The following is a 19,025-nucleotide window of genomic DNA, read 5'->3' as shown; positions in this document are numbered from 1 at the left end:
ATTGTCAATATTGGTATGTTAAACCAATAATGAGGTATGCAAATTAGTAGAAAAAACAGTAATTCCCTAGTAAAAACTTATAAAAAAGGTTATTTTAAGATATTTTAAAGTGACATATTGACTATTAAAGGCATAGGTGCTATACTGAAATTGAATAAAGTGGTTCAAAAAACATTTGTACATATCTATACAAACCATAAATTATTTTTTGTTAAAGGGAGGGGAAAATGAAAGTAATTTTTGACTATGGTACATCAGTAGATAATGAGTTCAAAATATACAGGGTGAACTACATATTTTCAAAAGGTGTTAAAAAATAAGAAGAATTTATCTATATGAAAGGCGTGATTTGTTATGTTAGACATTGATAAGAATACAGTTGATTTTCTTGTAACTGATAATATGGTTACAGAAGTAAAAACAGTTATGGAAAGGGATTTTCCAAAGCTTAAAAAAATTGTTGATCAAATGATAGAAAGAAAAATTGAAAGAGTATATTATGTTGCCTGTGGTTCGCCTTTATGTGCTTGCCAAACTGCAAAAATGGTATTTGAGAAGTACTCAGATGTTCCATGCGAAGCATATAGTGGCTGGGATTTTTTAGATCATACACCTAAGAAATTAGATGAAAAATGTATAGTTGTAGGTGTTTCCCATTATGGAAAAACAAATGAAGTAGCAGATTCTCTAATAAAAGCTAGCGAAGCAGGAGCTATTACAGTAGGTGTTACAAGAGATGCAGTAGGAAATCCTGTATCAGATGCTGCTGAGCATGTAATTGCTTATGCTGCTGAGTGTATTTGGGAAATACATCTTTTAATTACTTTTTATATTGCATTAGACTATATTAACCGAATTGATAACAATGAAAATGTAAAACAAATTCTTGCAGACTTGAAAAAATTACCTAATGTTCTAGCTAGGTTAGTTAAAACATCAGAAGATAAATCTCGTGAATTAGGTGAAAAAGCTTCTAAATGGCCGTTTATCTATACTGTTGCGGCTGGCCCATTACGTCCGCTTTCTTATAAAGAAGGTATTATAACAATGCTTGAATTTACATGGACTCATGGCTGCCAGTTAAATTCGGCAGAGTTTAGACACGGACCTCTTGAGGTTGTTGAAAAAGGTGTTCCTTATGTATTTATGCTTGGTACTGATGAATCAAGACATACAACAGAAAGAACAATTAATTTTGTTAAGAAACTAACAGATGATTATATTATATTTGATTATGCTGAAATTTCAAATGGTCTTCATCCAATGCTTGCACCATTTGTACTATTCGTACCATTAGAATATTTCTACTATTATTTATCAATCAGTAAAGATCATAATCCTGATGATAGACGTTATTATGGAGGTTTAATGCCATATTAAGTAGATAGAGTTTTTATGTGTATTTACTGGATATGCAGACCAATTAGATTATAAGTTGGTGTTGGAACCACTAATTCCTTATGAATCTAACGTTGTGCCTCCGGTAATTTAGTTGGTATGTGTGATATCATTCCTCCATATGTACAGCATTAGTCAATCATGATTTCAATAAACTTGGTGAAAAAATGTACCATATGCATATTGCTGATAGTGATGGAAGTAATGATTATATGAATGAACCACGTCTATATGCCAGAAGAGCAATCAATAATCTTAGATCTATTATAGCTGAACAATAGTCAAAAAATATGGGATATAGGTTAAAACCAAAAATAATTACCTATATCCCATATTTTGCTAAATTGGTATAAAAAAACTTGTATAAAATATCCATTATTTTAAATTTTAATAGAATTATTGATAATTAAATATAATATTGTTTATATAATATGTCTAAAGAAACAGATTTTTGTTGACATCATTTATGTAATATGCTATTATTCATATAAAGTGGTATAAATAAGAGTGAGGGTTGTATATAATAGTGGCTATTAATAGTATTTACGACATAAAAAAAGTGCTAAGGGGATATAACGTATAACATTCTAAATTCTCCATAATATTTTCCCTAATGTCGTAAAAACATCGAAAGGAGATTCTAATATGGGATCAAGCAAAAAACAGGAAGTAATAAACCCTATCGGTCAAGGAGATTTAAAACGAAAATTAGGTTTAAGTACTGCAATAGCATTGGGTGTAGGTACTACAGTTGGTTCTGGTATATTCTCTTCTGTTGGTGAAGTGGCTGGTGCATCTGGTTCTGCCTTATTTACTATTATTGCTTTTGTAATAGGAGGTATTATAATGATACCTCAGAATTTAGTTTATGCAGAACTTGCTACTGCATATCCTGAAGATGGTGGTCCATATGTATATTTCAAAGAAGCAGGCAGTAGATCACTAGCTTTTCTTACAGGTTGGATTAGTTTTTGGGCAACAGATCCACCATCAATTTCAATTATGGCTCTCGCAATTGCAAATTATATATCTTTTTTAATTCCTAGCATTGATGGTATTACTGTTAAATTAGTTGCTACAGCTTTTGTACTTGTATTTATGATGGTTCATCTTCGTTCTGTAGAAGGCGGGGGTAAATTTCAGACATTTATTACAGCAATAAAGATTATGCCGTTTATTATTTTAATTGGTATTGGTGTATTCCATTTACAAGGTAATTTAATTTCAACTCCTCCCGTTGCAGGTGCACCTGTAGGTTTTTTAGCTTTATTAGGTGGTATTGCAGCAACTACATGGTCCTATGATGGTATGGGTGCTGTTTGTTATATGACTGGAGAAATTAAAAATCCTAAAAAAACAATGCCTAGAGCGTTAATTATTACAGTTTTAATCATCATTCTATTATATAGTTTTTTAACTTTGTGTATAACAGGTTTACTTCCAATAGATGTATTAACAACATCTAGCGCTCCTGTTGCTGATGCATTTGGAACAATACCTCTAATTGGATCAGCTGCTGGAAAATTAACAGCATTAATAGCTATCATTGTTATAATGGGTTCTCTTTCAAGCTGTATTATGTTCCAACCTCGTATAGAATATGCTATGGCTAAAGATGGATTGTTCTTTAAAAAATTTGGTGAAGTACATCCAAAATGGGAAACACCTGCATTCTCTATTCTAATACAATGTGCAGTTGGTATTTTGCTAATTTTTGCATCAAATATTACAGATTTACTTGGATATTTTACACTTGTTGCACTCTTAAAGAACTTCTTAACTTTTGGTACTGTATTTTGGCATAGACGTAAACCTGAATATAATCCATTATGGAAAATGCCTGCTTGGAAAATGATAACAATTTTTGCTATGTTATCAAGCTGTATACTTATTGCTTCAACATTCCTTTGGGCTCCTATTAAAGGTATTATAGCTGCAATTATTGTTGTAGGAACAGGACTACCTGTTTATCATTACTGGGAGAATAAGAAGGTACAAAACAATTAATAGGGAATTATAAAAAATAAAGATAAGAGGTTTTTTTATAAAATATTATTGGAAAGTTTTTATTACATAAGGTTCTAGAGAATGGTGTGCTAATGTTCAATTGATTTTATATGGATAGATATAAGTATTATATATAATCTAATTTATGTAAAATCAGGAATATTGACCACCATTTTCGAATGTGTTATACTGACTCCATTGGTATAAAGGTAGTTAAACGTTACCAAAGGAGGAAGTAATGTGATAGAAGAATATCGTAGTACTCCACGAGATGAGGCGACAGAAAAGATAGAATGTTTTATAATTAAGAATAATCTGCAACCACATACTAAAATTCCTTCTGAAAGGGATATGTGTGAAATGTGGGGATTTAACAGAACAACTCTAAGATCAGCAATTAAACGTCTTATTATTGACGGAAAGCTGTATAATAAAAAAGGTTCGGGTACATTTGTAGCTGATCCTAAAATAGAACGTAATCTACAGGATTTGAAATCTTTAACGGAACTAATAAATGTTAGAGGAAATAAATTATCCTCAAAAGTTATTTCATTAAAAGTAATGGAATGCAATAAACAAATATCTAAAAAACTTCACATTTCCCTTGGAAGTAAAGTGTATGAATTAGTAAGATTACGAAGCATAAATAATGAGCCTACATTTATGGAAACATCTTATTTGGATTATAACAGATTTCAAAACTTAGACCATTACGATATTGTAAAAGAATCTCTTTATAATATTTTGAAAAGTGAATATAAAGTAAATATCATAGGCGGAGAAGAAAAAATAGGAATTACCTATGTAAATTCTTTTGAAGCTGAGCTTTTGAATATTGAAGAAGATACAGCGGTTTTCTTTTTAAATGGTGTTACTTGGGATGAAAATAATATACCGTTAGAATATTTTAAATCTCTAGTAAGAGCAGATAAGGTAAAATTCTCCAGCACTTTAAAAAAATAAGAGAGGTTGGTTGATAATATGAAAATTGCAACTGTGGGTGATAACTGTATAGATGTATATGAAAACTTAAATCAAGCATTTCCAGGAGGTAATCCTGTAAATGTAGCTGTTTATTTAGTAAGATTAGGTGAAAAGGCATCATATACAGGTTGTATAGGTGATGATGAGTATGGAAAACTAATGATTAATGCCTTAGCAGACAAAGGTGTAGATGTTTCTCATATACAAACACTTCAGGGTAATACTGCAATTACAAAAGTTGAGTTAATTGATGGAGAAAGAGTATTTGGTGATTATTTTGAGGGTGTTCTTTCAAAATTCAAACTAACTGAAGAGGATATTGATTTCTTATGCCAGCATGATTTGGTTCATACAGGCCTATGGGGAATGATTGAAAATGACTTGTGGAAAATCAAAGAGAAAGGAACCCCAATTTCATTTGATTTTGCAACAAAGCTTAATGATCCTATTATAGAAAAAGCTATTTCTTCTGTAGATTATGCATTTTTTGCATATGAACAAGATGATGATTTTATTAGAGAATTTATGAAAAATATGTATGCAAAGGGTCCTAAGCTTATTATAGTAACATTAGGGGAATATGGAAGCTTAGTTTATGATGGACACAAGTTTACTAAGTATGGAATTGTTCCTGTTGATGTGGTTGATACAATGGGGGCAGGGGATTCCTTTATAGCTGGATTTATGAAAGGAATACTTGAGAAAAAAGGAATTCGAGAGTGTATGCACATGGGTGCAGCAAATTCTTCGGAAACGTTGAAATATACAGGTGCATGGTAAATAAAATTAAAGACAGATATTTTGGAGGTGTTTGATTTTGAGTGGGAAATTAGATGAGATTAATTATCAATCTCCTATATATCTACAATTGAGAAAAGTTATTCGTGATAAAATTGATGAAGGTGAATATCTACCCGGAACGAGTATTCCATCAGAAAATGAATTAGCTAAAATGTATGGTATAAACCGATTGACTGTCCGTAATGCAATTGGAGTATTGGTAAATGAAGGACTATTAAAGAGAGTTCACGGAAAAGGAGTTTATGTCGTAGGAACAAAAGTGGAAAGAGACCTTGAAACATTAGGTGGCTTTACACAAACTATGCGAGAAAAACGTACAGTACCTTCTACTAAAGTACTCACTAAAGCCATAAGAAAAGCAGGAGATAAATATTCAATGATTTTTGGGATTAAGCCTGAGGATGAGATTTATTATATAAAACGTATATGCTATGCAGATTCCGAGCCATTTTCGTTGGAAGAAATTCATATTCCTAAGTATATAATGCCTGAATTTGAGGATATTGATTTATCAGTATTTTCAATTTACGAGGTATATGAGTTTTATGGAATTAATATGACCAAGGCATTTCAAACATTGGATTTAACTAAGTTAGAGGCAAAAGATGCACGAATGTTAGGAATTAAACCTAATTTGGCAGTTATGCTTTTTAAATGTACCAGTTATGATGACAAAGATAGAGTAATTGAATTTACAAATACATATACAAGGGGCGATAAATGTAATTTTAATGTTCACTTTTATAATGAATAAAAATACTCAATCTTATTTAATGATATTGGGATATCATAGTCCTTTCTGAAAAATATAATCTGTAGAATGATACGCCTACCATCTTAGTTTATGAGGTAGGCGTGATTGAAGAAGTATCCTACATAAATCATCGTATTTATATGTTCTCTTATGGCATTATTATAAATCAATAATATTTTTATTTAAGAATAGAGAGAATAGTTCTTGACTTAACATTAAAACATGATAAAATATATGTTGCAGATTGTTTTTATGAATTTTTTATTGAACAATTGGTTAATTTATATTGTAGCATATACTTATATACTAAATTTAATATGTTTCCGTAGCTCAGTAGGATAGAGCGACCGCCTCCTAAGCGGTAGGCCGTGGGTTCGAATCCCGCCGGGAATACTGATTATACAAGGGTTTGAAAGGCTAACAGAGTATTGATTATACGAAATGTGCACAGATTATGCACGGAGCAAATAAAAAAATTAAAACTCTAGCATTTCAAGTGCTTGTTTTTTCTTTTCTATAGTGACATGTGCGTATATGTTAGCTGTTGTACTATATTCAGCATGGCCTAAGATTTCTTGGACAGTTTTTAACGACATATCATTACTGATAAGCCAAGATGCACAACTATGCTTAAATCATGAAATCGTATCAGTGGTAAATCTAGCTTTTCAATGTCTTATTTAAACCTCTTGGTTACATACGAGTCATTCATAATATCTCCATTATCAAATATGCTAAAATGGTTAATGTATTTCTTGTTATATTTTTCTCCCATGTATAACTGGTTTTCTTTAGAACGTTTAATTTCCTTCTTGAAAAACGTAATCATATTTTTTGTTAATGGAATTTCTCTTTTTGGAACTTGTTAGACATATTGTAAGACAATGGACTTGTTTAGTTAGGATGTAAAAAAATACATAAGAATGGGAGAGATACATATGAAAGAAAAATTAACAGCATTATTAGAGGTTAGAAAGATAATAGCTCTAATTGTGGCTATTTTATTTTTTATCCTATCTATGATGGGGGCTATAACTTTAGATAAGGCATTTGAAGTTGTCTTAATGGTTATAGCCTTTTATTTTGGCAAATCTACAGCATTAGATAAACCACAGTAACACCTATAAGGGTGTTTTTTTATTGGATTATTAAAGGAGTGTAAGCCTTTTAGTCCTTCTCTAATTTGTCGGATAATTACCGACCATTAGACATTGGGTGTAGCTTTTAGCTACGCCTATTTTAATACAAAAAATAACTGGAAGGATTGATATAGATGGAATTAGTTAAAATTAAAAGAAATGAGATATTTACATATAGTTTGATTGTTGCAAATGGGACTGATTATAACCATCCTATTATACAAAGGAAAATGAGAGATTACGAAAGTGATTTTGCAGAATTAGGAAAGCTCGGTTTTGAGAACCGACCTTTACCAAGTGGGCAAAAACAAATATAAATTTGTAATTCCTTTTATTGATGTAAAAGGTGATTTTCATGAAATTACAGAAAAATAATAATTGGACCGCTTGCAAAAGAATTTCTACAAATTCATTATATTTATATTTAAAAAATAAAAAACATGAAAAAAGTAATAAGATATACAACCTAAATATTACTATTTGTAATATTCAAAAATCAAAAATTAAGTATAAATGAAAATATATAGAAATATACACATTACTAAATGTCAACTTAGCAGTGAATATAAAAAAACATTTTTTAAATTAAAATATTAAGATATAATTAAAAAACATAAAACAAACATAAAATGACAAAATATTTAAACTTGTTATGGTAGTATAGATGACGTACTAATCAAAAGATGAGGAGGAATTTTATGAAGAAAAGAATATTAAGCTTAATGGTAATATTGGGTATTTTGAGTTTAGGGTTACCAACACTGGCTCAAGATGATTACAAGGAGAGCGAAAATAATAATTCAATGTCAAGAGCAGATAGGTTTTATGCTAGGGCTGAAAATGCAGTTGTAGAAGGAGATTTTTATAAAAAAGGTGATAGAGATTACTTTAAGCTATACGCAGATGAAACTGGAATAATGAAAATTAAGTTCAGATATGATGGCGACCCTGAAATTCGTATAAAAATTTTTAATTCGGATAAAGAAGTAATATACGATGAAAAGGAAGTTGCTCATTACTTTAACTACAAACATGAATTAGAAGAAGATGATTACATTTATGTATGCGTGGATCATTGTAAAGGAAGTTATGATGGAGATTATAGATTATACTTTAAAATTGTGTAAAAAATTAGAATTTTAATATGTTAACCTAAAGCACTGATTAGTACATACGATAAGCCTGCCATACTTGGTGGGCTTTGTTAGTAACAACATTAAAGGTTAGTTTAGGGTATGCATATGTAAATTAATTCAGTAAGAATGGCATAATATATATTAGGAAGGTAGGGCACTAGGCATGGAACAGTTAGCTTGTACTCAAAAAGGTAAAAAGAAATTAAATTGCTTACTATTAGATTATTTGATAATATTAATATGAGTAATTTGAGATATTAATATAAGAAGGTGTTTAAAAATGGAAGTTATTATAGATATCTTATCAGATATTATATCAGTCCCCCTTAAAAAATGGGATAAGTTAAAATCAGGTTATCAAATAATTACTGCTTCACTATTAGTAACTATAATAATCGGTGCATACATATACTTCTAATAAAAATAAAAAATTTTATTATTATTTAATGATAAGAGATATATTAACAATAGAATTAATTGGTGTATGTGGATGTATTTGCAGTGAATGTAGAATCTAAAAAATCAATAATCAACAAATTATTTTATTGACGTACCAGCTAACCAGCTAACTAACAATGAAGACTTATATATGTAAAACAAGGAAAGGCAAAAATGGAAACAATAATAATAACACTAATAGCAATAATTTTCATAGGAATACTATTTAAAATAATTGAAACTAAATTATCCAATAAGAATAAATATAATTATGCAACAGCCTACAAAGATGTTGATAGTATATTGACAAAAGCAGAATTAAAATTTTATGATACTTTATATGACGTTTGCAATGATTTGGATATCACTCTATTTACCAAAGTAAGAGTAGCGGATATAGTTAAAGTCAAGAACAAAGATAATTATTTGACCTATTTTAACAAAATCAGTTGTAAACATATTGATTTTGTACTATGTGACAATGCAACTCTAAAGCCCTTGGTATGTTTAGAATTAGATGATAGATCTCATTATAGAAAAGATAGAATGGAAAGAGATAAATTCATTGATGAAGTTTTAAACAGTATAGGTTATGAAGTAGTACATATTCCATGTAAATACAAATATGATAAAGAAGATGTTAAACTTGAATTACAAAATGCTTTGAAAAATGTTTCATAGAGATGAAAAAATTATCCTATATTAATTTAAAACCAGGATAATTTTTTTTCGTTATATACTTATAAAATTCCAGCATAAGAAAAAATTACTAATGGGCGTAAATGTATTTAATTTCATATATTGTTAATACTAATAAAGAATTCATAAAAAATTTACGAATATTTGAAACTAAATAAGGTGTTCAGGAGTCTAATTAATGAGGAGTAAAATAATTACTATATTTAAAAGGGCAAATTTTAAGAACCACCAACGCTGAACTTTAAGACTATGAAACAAAACAATGATGAGGTGAGTATATTGAAGAAGAATACAATAAGAGCTATAGCATTGGTTCTAGGATTAAGTTTATTTTCTTTCGTAGGATGTAAGACTTATAACACAGACCCTAATAAACCAAACCAAGAAAATAATAATGAAATCCAAAACAATGAAAATGTTGACATGAATGGTGACAACATGTAATTAAACTGAAATTAATATTATTAATTCAATTTAATACTTATGAAATACGTTAAAAAAATAGATTTGAAATTTCTAGGCTGATAGAAGTTTTCTGATCTATTTTTTTTGCAAAAATCTCTTATTAATAGAATAGTGTAGAAAGAAGTACAGAAATTATAGAAATATAACATGTATTAAAATATATTAATGTAGTATAATGAAGTAAGTAATCTATATAAATAAAATAAATAAGGGACTGTTTCTTGACAAAATAAATAGAGACAGTCCTTTTGAGACTGTAACAAATTACTGTATAATACATTATATATCTAAAGGAAGTGAAGAACTTTGATACACTATCGCTACTCTTTTCGATTCAAATTGATTACAGTATTTCTTATATCCATATTTTTATTATCAATCTTGGTAATGGTAACGTTACCCACGTATTTTACAAAGACAATGAATAAAGAGATTGATGTATTGACGGACAGTACTTTAACAGCTATTGAACATAATCTAAATAGTTACTTTGATGAACTTGAAAGAATAACTATCATGCCTTATTTCAATCAATCATTTATGGATTCTCTGTTAGTAATAAATAACAGTTACTACGATGAATTGGATATATATAATAAATTTCTATTAACTCAATCTATACAATACACATTGGCTAACTATCTTCAATCAACTCGTGTTGATGTATTAAGTGCTCTTTTTGTAACAGAAAACCTGCAATCATTTATAACAACTAAAAAGTACGGACAAACTTCTGTTATTAATGGATATAATTTCAAAGAAGCACAGTGGTATCAACAAGCTATTATAAACAACAGTAATGTAACATATATTAATGCTCATAAACAAGATTATCTACAAACACCTGTAGCCGGTCAAGTGTTTTCAGTGGCTCGTCTTATAAAAGACCCAATAACAATGAAGACCTTGGGAGTCCTTATGGCTGATATGGATACCAATATTATTGCAAAAACTTTTAATAATATTAATCTAGGGGTTTCATCAATTATCACAGTGTATGACGGAAACAATAATCTTATATATGCAACAAAACCAATATCAGAGTCATTAGAAGAGCAAATCATTAATTATACAGGTAAGAAGATATCCTCAGAAAAAGATGATTATAGGCTTATTAAAAGACCATTAAGCAAATTAACATGGCATATTAATATTTTAATATCTCAATCTGAGCTAAATGATAAAGTTAAAGGTATGTATATAGTAGGTGGTTTATTTATAATCCTAGAGCTTTTAATTACTATTTTAATCTATTATCTTATGTGGAATCATATTACCAAACCTTTCAACAATATGCTTATGACAATTGAGAAGATTCAAAAAGGCAACCGTTCTCTATTGTTCGACGAATCAGGAAAAGATGAAATTGCTTATTTGTGTCATAATCTTAATAATATGATGTATGAGATTGATGATTTGGTAAGCAGAGAGTATAAGGCAATCATTGAAAAACAAAAAGCTGAATATTATGCTTTGCAATCTCAGATACAGCCTCACTTTTTATTTAATACCCTTAATGGATTGATAGGGCTTAATAGATTAGGTGAACGAAAAAAAGTAGAAGAGACAATAATTAATTTAACAGGAATGATGAGATATATTCTTAATCAACAAGATACATCTAGTCTAGAAGAAGAATTCAAGCTTCTAAAGCGATATTGCGCGTTACAAAAATTGCGTTTTGGTGAACGTATTAACTATGATTTTCAACTAGACTCAGAATTAGAAGATGTTGAAGTTCCAAAATTACTATTACAACCTTTGGTGGAAAATGCTATAATTCATGGGTTGGAACCTATACATGAATCTGGTCAATTACAAGTAAAAGCATTCAGAGAAAAAATAGATGATAAAGAATATATATACATATTAGTTGAAGATAATGGAGTCGGTTTTGACATAACTAAAGTATCATCCAACGTTGGTATAGCCAATACAAAAAACAGATTAATGCTTATTAATTCATCTAGTGAAATCACAATTGACAGCAGAGAAGGAGAAGGTACTAAAATAACTATAAAGATACCTCTTAATCTTGAAAATAACTCAAAGACAGGGAGTGTTGATCTATGAGAATTTTAATAGCTGATGATGAATATTTAGTCAGATCTACATTAGTTAGTATGTTAGGAGAATTAGGTATATCAAAAGATTGGATTGATGAAGTAGACAATGGGGAAGCTTTGCTATGTCAAATTCAAACAGCAACTTATGATATTGCTTTTATAGATATCAGAATGCCAAAAATGAATGGACTTGAAGCTATAGAAAAAGCTAAAAGTATAGCACCTTACACGAAATGGGTTATAGTTACTGGTTATTCAGAATTCTCATATGCAAAAGAAGCTATACAGCTGGGGGTATCCAATTACTTATTGAAACCCATAAGCATCAACGAACTAGGTGAAGTTATCTCAGAACTGCTCCAGGAGAATCAAAAATATGCTTTATTGCTGAATCAACAGTTTGAATCAGACATGAATAGTATATATCAGGAATTACAATATCTAGAAAAGCTTGAAATTAACTATACTGAGCATATAAAATATATGACATTTTGTATTAATACCAATTCTTTTGATATAGCTCTCAGAAATAATGTAATGCAGAAATTATATGGAGAACTAAGAGAAAAGATTAAGAATATCATTACTCCTAATATTAGAATAGTTTTTTTAAACAGACAAGGAGTTGATTTAACCTTAGTATTGGCATGGGGATTCTTAGGGAATCATGAAGAGGCTGAGGAAATAGTAAATAATTTCTATAAGTCTTTAAAAGTTATGCTCTTAAAATATCGTTGTAAAGGTATGGAATTGACGCTGATTCATTCAGAAGCTGTGGACTCACTGGATAATAATTTCAAATACCTGCATTGCATATATAACATGTGTCAGTTAAGGATATTGAAACCTAGTGAGCACATCTTTACCCTTAATGATTTGAAGGATATGTGGGAACGAGCAGAAGATAGTCAGTTGCAATTAGTTGATAATTGCTCGGGGTTATTTGATGCATTTTATAGTAACAATTATTTAGCTTTCATGAGTCATGTTGATACTCTTGACAAATTGATTAATACTCATGAACAATTATTAATGGATAACCTGAAAAAGTACTTAAATTCTTTACTTGAATCTTATGATGAAGGAAATACGACTATTGAGAAATTGAAACAGATAGCTCATGAATACCTTGTTAAAACCAAGTCACCTGATGATAGCCAAATGGATACTATAAATCAAATTAAACTCTATGTTCAAAAAAACTATATGAAAGATATAGGTATCTACCAGATTGCAGATAAATTAGATCTGACACCGAATTATTTAAGTACATTATTCAAGAAAAAAGAAGGTATTACTTTCATGAAATATCTCACCAAGACTAGAATGTTAATTGCAAAAGAATTATTAACAAACAACAATGTTACAGTAAGCCAAGTAGCCAATCAAGTTGGTTTCAACAGTGCAAGATATTTCAGCAAGCTTTTCAAAAACTATTATAATATATACCCATCTGAATTGAAGCATAAGAATTCCAATTAATTATAAGGCAAATGGAATTCTATCCTGTATATTCTATAACAATATATTAGATAGAATTCCGTTATATTATCCTTTGACAGCTCCAGCAGATAATCCTTTAACAAAGTATTTTTGGAGAAACAAATAGAGAACAACTAATGGTATTGTGCCTATTATACATCCAGCAGCTACCCAGTTAATTTGATTAGAGAACTGAGAGAAAAATTGACTTAAGGCTACTGTTATAGTATACATTTTGGGTTTCTGTAAGAAAAATATTGAAAATGTATAATCATTCCATATAGCTACACCAACTAAGATTGTAACTGTTGCTGTTACTGGTTTCAACAATGGGAATATAATCCTGAAAAATATTCGAAAGCGTCCACATCCATCAATCAAAGCAGCTTCATCAAGTTCCTTGGATATGGAGCCTATGAAACCAGTAAATAAAAAGATTGTTATTGGCAGTTGATAAGCTATATGAGGCAATATAACACTTAAGTATGTACTGGTTCCTGTAGTATTGACAATCAATTTATACAATGGAACCAAAATAGTTAATGGAGGTACAATCATACATGATACACACAAAGTATAAATGAAATTATTGAATTTTGTTTTATACCTTGCCAATGGGTATGATGCAAATGCACCAAGAACAATAACGCTTACAACTACTACAAGAGTTATGAATATATTATTCTTGAATGCTGATATCATGTTTGCCTCTAACCATGCATTCTTAAAATTATCTAAATAAAGGTTAAAAGAAGGTATCCAATAAGATGAGCTGTTGGAGGCAGGTCTAAAAGCTAAATTGATTAAGATATAAAAAGGTATCAAATACAGGATGCCTACAATATACATAATACATCTACTGAGTCTTTTCACATTTCTACCTCCTTATTTCTTAAAAATTTCAAGTTAATAATACTGATTATGCTAATTAATAAGAACATGACTATTCCCATTGCAGAAGCATATCCCGCATCCATTCTTACAAAATATATTTGGTACATCATTGTTGATATAGAAGCTGAGGTATAGCCAGGTCCACCTTTTGTCATAGCCATAATTACATCAAATAGTTTCAAACCACCAATAATGTTTATAACGACACTGGTTGTTATTGCTGGCATTAACAATGGAATGGTAACGTTCTTAAACTTTGTCCAACTTGTAGCACCATCTATACTAGCTGCCTCGTAATAGGTTTTAGGAATACCTTGAAGACCAGCTAGATATATAACCATTGAAATACCCATATATTGAAATGAGTTTACAAGAGTAACAATCCATACAGAACGTTTTCCTACAGCTAGCCAGTCAAGAGGATCTAAGCCCAACAGCATCATAATATCATTAATTGCTCCACCTTCAAATTTAAAGAAGAAATACCATACATATCCCATAATCAATGCGCTTATAACAACTGGTAAGTATACAACGGTTCTTACTAATTTCTCACATCGCATCTTTTGATCCAATAGAACTGCACAACCAAGACCTAGAATATTCTGTATTAATGTACTGCCTACTCCATAGATAAGAGTATTTTTTACAGTAAAATAAAAATCTTTATCGTGAAATAATTTCTGATACTTCTGTAATCCTACCCATATAAACTTGGGAGAATAACCATTCCATTCTTTGAAAGATATAATAATTCCTTGAAAAAATGGATAAAATATTAGCAGAACAAAAAAGATAAGAGCAGGAACATACATGATATTGACTATTTTAGGTGAGTGTAACTGCTTTTTAAGTTTGGTTTGTATCGTTTTCATATCTATTCCTTTCTAGATTCAATAATTAATAAGTTACACAAAGGGCTGTTTCATAATATTTTGTTCACTGGCTAACATTATGAGACAGCCCTTTCTTTAGATTATGTATTTATAATTAATTATCTTGTAATTGATGTAGACGGTTAAACTCAGATTCCATATTTTCTGAGAATTCTCTAGGAGTGATAACTTTGCCTAGTAGGGATTGAGAATTCTTACACATAACATCCCACATTCCATTTGGAAGATACACTCTATCAAAATATGGGAAAGTTCTTAGGTTAGCGTATTTCTCATAAGTTTTTGTTAACTCTCCAGCATTGATTTCTACACCTTCAATAGCAGGAGGTAATTTTGTATAAGCGCATACTTTTGCAACATTTTCTTTTTGGGCACAGAAATCAATAAATGCCATAGCAGCCTCTTTGTTAGGAGAATCTTTCCAAACACCGAAAGTTGTTTTTTCTCCACCAGCAAAAGTTGGTTCATCACCATCATATATAGCAGGAATAGGCATCATATCTGCTTTTATTTCAGGATTAAGAGCACGAGCTTCTTCGATGAAATATGGACCATAGAATCCAATAGCAGCTTTACCTTCAGCAAATTTTGCTATATTGTCACTGAATTTTACTGTAAAGATATCTTTGTTGATATAACCTTTTTCAAACATTTCAAGCCATTTTTCTGGTAGAACGTCCCATTTGTTCCAATCAAAAGTTCTGTCTAATAAAGCCTCTGCTTCATTTTTCTCTGGACTAATCAATAGTGGTGTTGCAAAGAAATCAAAGAATTGAGCTTCTTCCCATCCTTCAGCGGCACATACTATTGGAGTGATTTCTTCATTACTCTTAGTTTTTATAGTTTCACATGCAGCCATAAATTCATCAAGAGTAGCGGGTATTTCTATACCATATTCCTCAAAAATAGCTGTATTATAGATTGGACCTGATTGATCTTGATCAAAAGGTAATACATAAAGTTTGCCTTCTTCATCGCTGACAATTGGTTTGAAGGACTCTGTAACTTTATCAGCCCATTCTCTGTCACTTAAGTCAGCTAAGAATTCACCATATCTTAATTTTGCCCATCCATGAGTTGAGAATATATCTGGCATATCTTTGGCAGCCATTTTTACTTTTAACATGTTTTCGTATTCTCCACCAGGAGCACTAAAATCAATTTGAATATTAGGATTAAGTGTTTCAAATTCTTTTGCCATATTTTCAAGAACTTCTGCATGTTTACCAACAACATTAGTCCATACAGTTAATTGAATAGGATCTTCGTTATTTTTTGCATTTGGTTCGGTAACTTCAGGTGTTGATTTTTCAGGAACACTTGCACTTTCTTTTTTTGCATCATTATTCTTACATCCAGCAAATAACATAGTTAGAACTGTTACTAGCAATAATAATGTACCTATCTTTTTCATATAAACATCCTCCTTATTTTTCATTTCATGATTTTATTATAGCTGGTGAATGGAGATAATTGTATGACTTAGAATTACACTTAAGGTATATATTTCTTCGATTATAATATCCATAGATGAAATTTATATACATTTATTTATAACAGTATTTTAAATATAATAGTAATAATTGACAATATTTTTTTAATATACTATAATTAAAGATGATTAAATGAAAAGGAGCAAGTGCAATGTCTAAATTCTTAACTAAATAAGATGAATTGAATAGAAGGTGAAGAGAGAAGACCAGTACAATGGTTTTATTAATGGTACTCTTTACTAAATTTTAGTTAAGAACACAAGTTAGCACTAAATAGTATAATAGAATTAGGCATGCTTGAGGCATGTTTTTTTATACCCTTTTTTAATAATATATTTTGATTAATATACTATAAAGGCTATAAATGGAAGTGTTCATTTACAGCCTTTTTTCGTGTACTTTTATACCATTTATCTAATGGATTTTTACCTTCTATCCAAACTTTCCCTTAATGTTTAATTTATATTCTAGATACAGAGGTGAGTCAATTGAAAAATGAACAAGTAATGAAAATGACAAGGCAAGATGGTAGTAGAAAATATGCTTTTGTCACATTTCTAATGATGAATGACCATTTTCTGCCTGGTATATTGATGCAGGGTAATCAATTGCGAAAAGGTAATTATGGTGCTGATTTGGTATGCCTAGTTACAGAGAATATATCACAAGAGGCAAAAGATATCATAGGAGAGATATATGATTATGTTGTTGATGTAGAAGAAGTATTCATACATCATAGAAGACGTCAGAAACGTCAAGATAGACCTTTTTTATTCACAAGATTCCAAGCATTACGATTAGGTAAAGATGGAGACTTGGGGTTTGATTATGAAAAGGTGGTTGTTCTAGATGCTGATGTATTGCCCAGAAAGAATTATAATCAGCTCTTTGCATTGGATACACCAGCAGGAACTGTGAATGAGAGGAAAGGCTATACTATGGAGTATAGCAGTGACGGAAAGTATATAATTCCACCAAATGTTGAAACAACAAAAAAATGGATATGGCATAGAACCTATGATTCCATATGTTCTCATGGAGAAAATGTACCTGTGGATATTTGCCATCGTGTCATAGATGACCCGAGTAACATGGGAATAAATAGTTCCTTATGGGTATTAACGCCTTCTATGGATGATTATCATGAGATAATGGAAGATGTAAAAAGACCAGAGATAAAAAAGCTCATAGGAGATGTTTTCAATTGGCCTGAAATGCAATATGCAACTATACATTGGGCAGGTAGATGGAAAAATATTGACCTTATTTTCAACGGATTCGGAGGATATCCATCAATTGATATATTGTATGGACTTCATTATGCAGGATTCAAACCATGGAATTTTAAGGATAAAAAGAAGATTTACCGTTTAGGGAAAAAGAAGGATTTTCTCTATTGGTATAAAACATATATTGAAATGGTTACAAAAGACTGTCCTAGTTTTTTGGAATATAAGAAGTTAAAGAATCTATTAGATTGTATCAATGAATTTCTTAGAAGTGAAGGATTGGACTTAGCTAATACAAAAGGTGGATAATGGAGGAAGGTTAGAATGTTAAAAGGATTAATAGGTCATACAGGTTTGGTGGGTAGTAATTTAGATAGGCAGGCATTTTTTCATGAAAAATATAATAGTAAGAATATAGATAGCATAAGAGGTAAAAAATTCGATTTGCTTGTATGTGCGGGTATGTATGGAACTAAGTGGTATGCTAATAAGTATCCACAAGAGGATAAACTAGCTATCTACAGACTTCTAGACAATCTGGAAACAGTGTCCTGTGGATATTTTGTTCTCATTTCCACTGTGGATGTGTATAAAAATCCTAATGGGGTAGATGAGGACACAATTATTTCTACCCATGATTTGCATGACTATGGTAAAAACAGATATGAGGTAGAACAGATAATAAAGGCTAGGTTTAGTCAGCATTCCATTATACGTCTGCCTGCCTTGTTTGGAAAGAACCTGAAAAAAAATTATATATATGATTTAATGAATAATCATTGTTTGGAATGGACTCATAGAGATAGTGTGTATCAATATTATAATCTAGATTATTTATGGGATGATATTAAGATTGTCATGGATAATCATATCCCACTTATTAATTTTAATTCAGAGCCTATAAAAGCATGGGAAATTGCCAGTGAGTGTTTTAATAGAGATTTTACTAATGTGACCAAAAGATTACCAGATATCTATGATGTAAAATCAAAATACTCCTATCTATTTAGTAAAGACAATTATTATATGTATTCAAGACAGAAAGTACTTAGAGATATCATTAATTTTAGTAGTATTAGTGTAAAAGTAAAATAATTATCAAGAAATGAATTGATAAAAATGATTAAGAGAGATATTCAAGAGA

Annotated in this window: 19 protein-coding genes and 1 tRNA gene; 16 read left to right on the top strand and 4 right to left on the bottom strand. The window is 30.2% G+C overall.

Annotated elements, in window-relative coordinates; all coding sequences use genetic code 11:
* The first annotated feature begins 354 nt into the window (after nucleotides 1-354).
* From frlB to AACQ14_RS03740, 6 genes are all read left to right on the top strand, one after another.
* On the top strand, nucleotides 355-1,380 hold the full coding sequence (frlB, locus tag AACQ14_RS03765; protein ID WP_339362228.1) for a fructoselysine 6-phosphate deglycase: 1,026 nt from the start codon (nucleotides 355-357) through the stop codon (nucleotides 1,378-1,380).
* Between the two features lie 663 nt (nucleotides 1,381-2,043).
* Nucleotides 2,044-3,405 carry an amino acid permease gene (locus AACQ14_RS03760; RefSeq protein ID WP_339362227.1) on the top strand — a complete coding sequence of 454 codons (1,362 nt, stop codon included), beginning with the start codon at nucleotides 2,044-2,046 and terminating at the stop codon, nucleotides 3,403-3,405.
* Between the two features lie 240 nt (nucleotides 3,406-3,645).
* On the top strand, nucleotides 3,646-4,368 hold the full coding sequence (locus AACQ14_RS03755; protein WP_339362226.1) for a GntR family transcriptional regulator: 723 nt from the start codon (nucleotides 3,646-3,648) through the stop codon (nucleotides 4,366-4,368).
* A gap of 18 nt (nucleotides 4,369-4,386) precedes the next feature.
* A complete protein-coding gene (gene frlD / locus AACQ14_RS03750) occupies nucleotides 4,387-5,169 on the top strand; it encodes a fructoselysine 6-kinase (protein ID WP_339362225.1) in 783 nt (260 codons plus the stop codon).
* Between the two features lie 37 nt (nucleotides 5,170-5,206).
* The gene (locus AACQ14_RS03745; protein ID WP_339362224.1) at nucleotides 5,207-5,944 is read left to right on the top strand and encodes a GntR family transcriptional regulator; all 738 of its coding nucleotides are present in this window, start codon (nucleotides 5,207-5,209) and stop codon (nucleotides 5,942-5,944) included.
* A gap of 319 nt (nucleotides 5,945-6,263) precedes the next feature.
* A tRNA-Arg gene (locus AACQ14_RS03740) sits at nucleotides 6,264-6,337 on the top strand.
* A gap of 83 nt (nucleotides 6,338-6,420) precedes the next feature.
* Here the strand turns inward: AACQ14_RS03740 and AACQ14_RS24715 are convergent.
* Complete coding sequence (locus AACQ14_RS24715) at nucleotides 6,421-6,540, bottom strand: hypothetical protein (protein ID WP_353514008.1); 120 nt, start codon at nucleotides 6,538-6,540, stop codon at nucleotides 6,421-6,423.
* A 342-nt stretch (nucleotides 6,541-6,882) separates the two neighbouring features.
* Here AACQ14_RS24715 and AACQ14_RS03730 point away from each other — a divergent pair, with 342 nt between their 5' ends.
* From AACQ14_RS03730 to AACQ14_RS03695, 8 genes are all read left to right on the top strand, one after another.
* A complete protein-coding gene (locus AACQ14_RS03730) occupies nucleotides 6,883-7,062 on the top strand; it encodes a hypothetical protein (protein WP_339362222.1) in 180 nt (59 codons plus the stop codon).
* 155 nt (nucleotides 7,063-7,217) lie between these two features.
* Nucleotides 7,218-7,400, top strand: a complete 183-nt coding sequence (locus AACQ14_RS03725; RefSeq protein ID WP_339362221.1) for a hypothetical protein — start codon at nucleotides 7,218-7,220, stop codon at nucleotides 7,398-7,400.
* A gap of 381 nt (nucleotides 7,401-7,781) precedes the next feature.
* Entirely contained in the window at nucleotides 7,782-8,210 is a 429-nt protein-coding gene (locus tag AACQ14_RS03720) for a hypothetical protein (RefSeq protein ID WP_339362220.1), read from the top strand.
* Between the two features lie 289 nt (nucleotides 8,211-8,499).
* Nucleotides 8,500-8,637 carry a hypothetical protein gene (locus AACQ14_RS03715; RefSeq protein WP_339362219.1) on the top strand — a complete coding sequence of 46 codons (138 nt, stop codon included), beginning with the start codon at nucleotides 8,500-8,502 and terminating at the stop codon, nucleotides 8,635-8,637.
* A 194-nt stretch (nucleotides 8,638-8,831) separates the two neighbouring features.
* Nucleotides 8,832-9,338 carry a DUF2726 domain-containing protein gene (locus tag AACQ14_RS03710; protein ID WP_339362218.1) on the top strand — a complete coding sequence of 169 codons (507 nt, stop codon included), beginning with the start codon at nucleotides 8,832-8,834 and terminating at the stop codon, nucleotides 9,336-9,338.
* A 267-nt stretch (nucleotides 9,339-9,605) separates the two neighbouring features.
* On the top strand, nucleotides 9,606-9,800 hold the full coding sequence (locus AACQ14_RS03705) for a hypothetical protein (RefSeq protein ID WP_339362217.1): 195 nt from the start codon (nucleotides 9,606-9,608) through the stop codon (nucleotides 9,798-9,800).
* A 441-nt stretch (nucleotides 9,801-10,241) separates the two neighbouring features.
* A complete protein-coding gene (locus tag AACQ14_RS03700; RefSeq protein WP_339362216.1) occupies nucleotides 10,242-11,894 on the top strand; it encodes a sensor histidine kinase in 1,653 nt (550 codons plus the stop codon).
* Entirely contained in the window at nucleotides 11,891-13,369 is a 1,479-nt protein-coding gene (locus tag AACQ14_RS03695; protein ID WP_339362215.1) for a response regulator transcription factor, read from the top strand. The genes AACQ14_RS03700 and AACQ14_RS03695 overlap by 4 nt, the downstream gene beginning before the upstream one ends.
* Before the next feature lie 66 nt (nucleotides 13,370-13,435).
* Here AACQ14_RS03695 and AACQ14_RS03690 read toward each other — a convergent pair whose 3' ends face one another.
* The 3 genes from AACQ14_RS03690 to AACQ14_RS03680 form a co-directional block, all read right to left on the bottom strand.
* Nucleotides 13,436-14,242: a carbohydrate ABC transporter permease gene (locus AACQ14_RS03690; protein WP_339362214.1), complete on the bottom strand. Its 807-nt coding sequence runs from the start codon at nucleotides 14,240-14,242 to the stop codon at nucleotides 13,436-13,438.
* Nucleotides 14,239-15,138: a carbohydrate ABC transporter permease gene (locus AACQ14_RS03685; RefSeq protein WP_339362213.1), complete on the bottom strand. Its 900-nt coding sequence runs from the start codon at nucleotides 15,136-15,138 to the stop codon at nucleotides 14,239-14,241. Before AACQ14_RS03685 ends, AACQ14_RS03690 begins: the two co-directional genes overlap by 4 nt.
* Before the next feature lie 115 nt (nucleotides 15,139-15,253).
* Nucleotides 15,254-16,573: an ABC transporter substrate-binding protein gene (locus AACQ14_RS03680; RefSeq protein ID WP_339362212.1), complete on the bottom strand. Its 1,320-nt coding sequence runs from the start codon at nucleotides 16,571-16,573 to the stop codon at nucleotides 15,254-15,256.
* Nucleotides 16,574-17,140: 567 nt separating this feature from the next.
* Here AACQ14_RS03680 and AACQ14_RS03675 point away from each other — a divergent pair.
* Together AACQ14_RS03675 and AACQ14_RS03670 are read left to right on the top strand one after the other, a co-directional pair.
* Entirely contained in the window at nucleotides 17,141-18,190 is a 1,050-nt protein-coding gene (locus AACQ14_RS03675; RefSeq protein WP_339362211.1) for a glycosyltransferase family protein, read from the top strand.
* A gap of 15 nt (nucleotides 18,191-18,205) precedes the next feature.
* The gene (locus tag AACQ14_RS03670; RefSeq protein WP_339362210.1) at nucleotides 18,206-18,976 is read left to right on the top strand and encodes an NAD-dependent epimerase/dehydratase family protein; all 771 of its coding nucleotides are present in this window, start codon (nucleotides 18,206-18,208) and stop codon (nucleotides 18,974-18,976) included.
* The last annotated feature ends 49 nt before the right edge of the window (nucleotides 18,977-19,025 follow it).

It is taken from the genome of Vallitalea maricola (assembly GCF_036985595.1).
Taxonomy (GTDB): domain Bacteria; phylum Bacillota; class Clostridia; order Lachnospirales; family Vallitaleaceae; genus Vallitalea; species Vallitalea maricola.
This window is presented reverse-complemented; position numbering and strand designations above follow the sequence as displayed.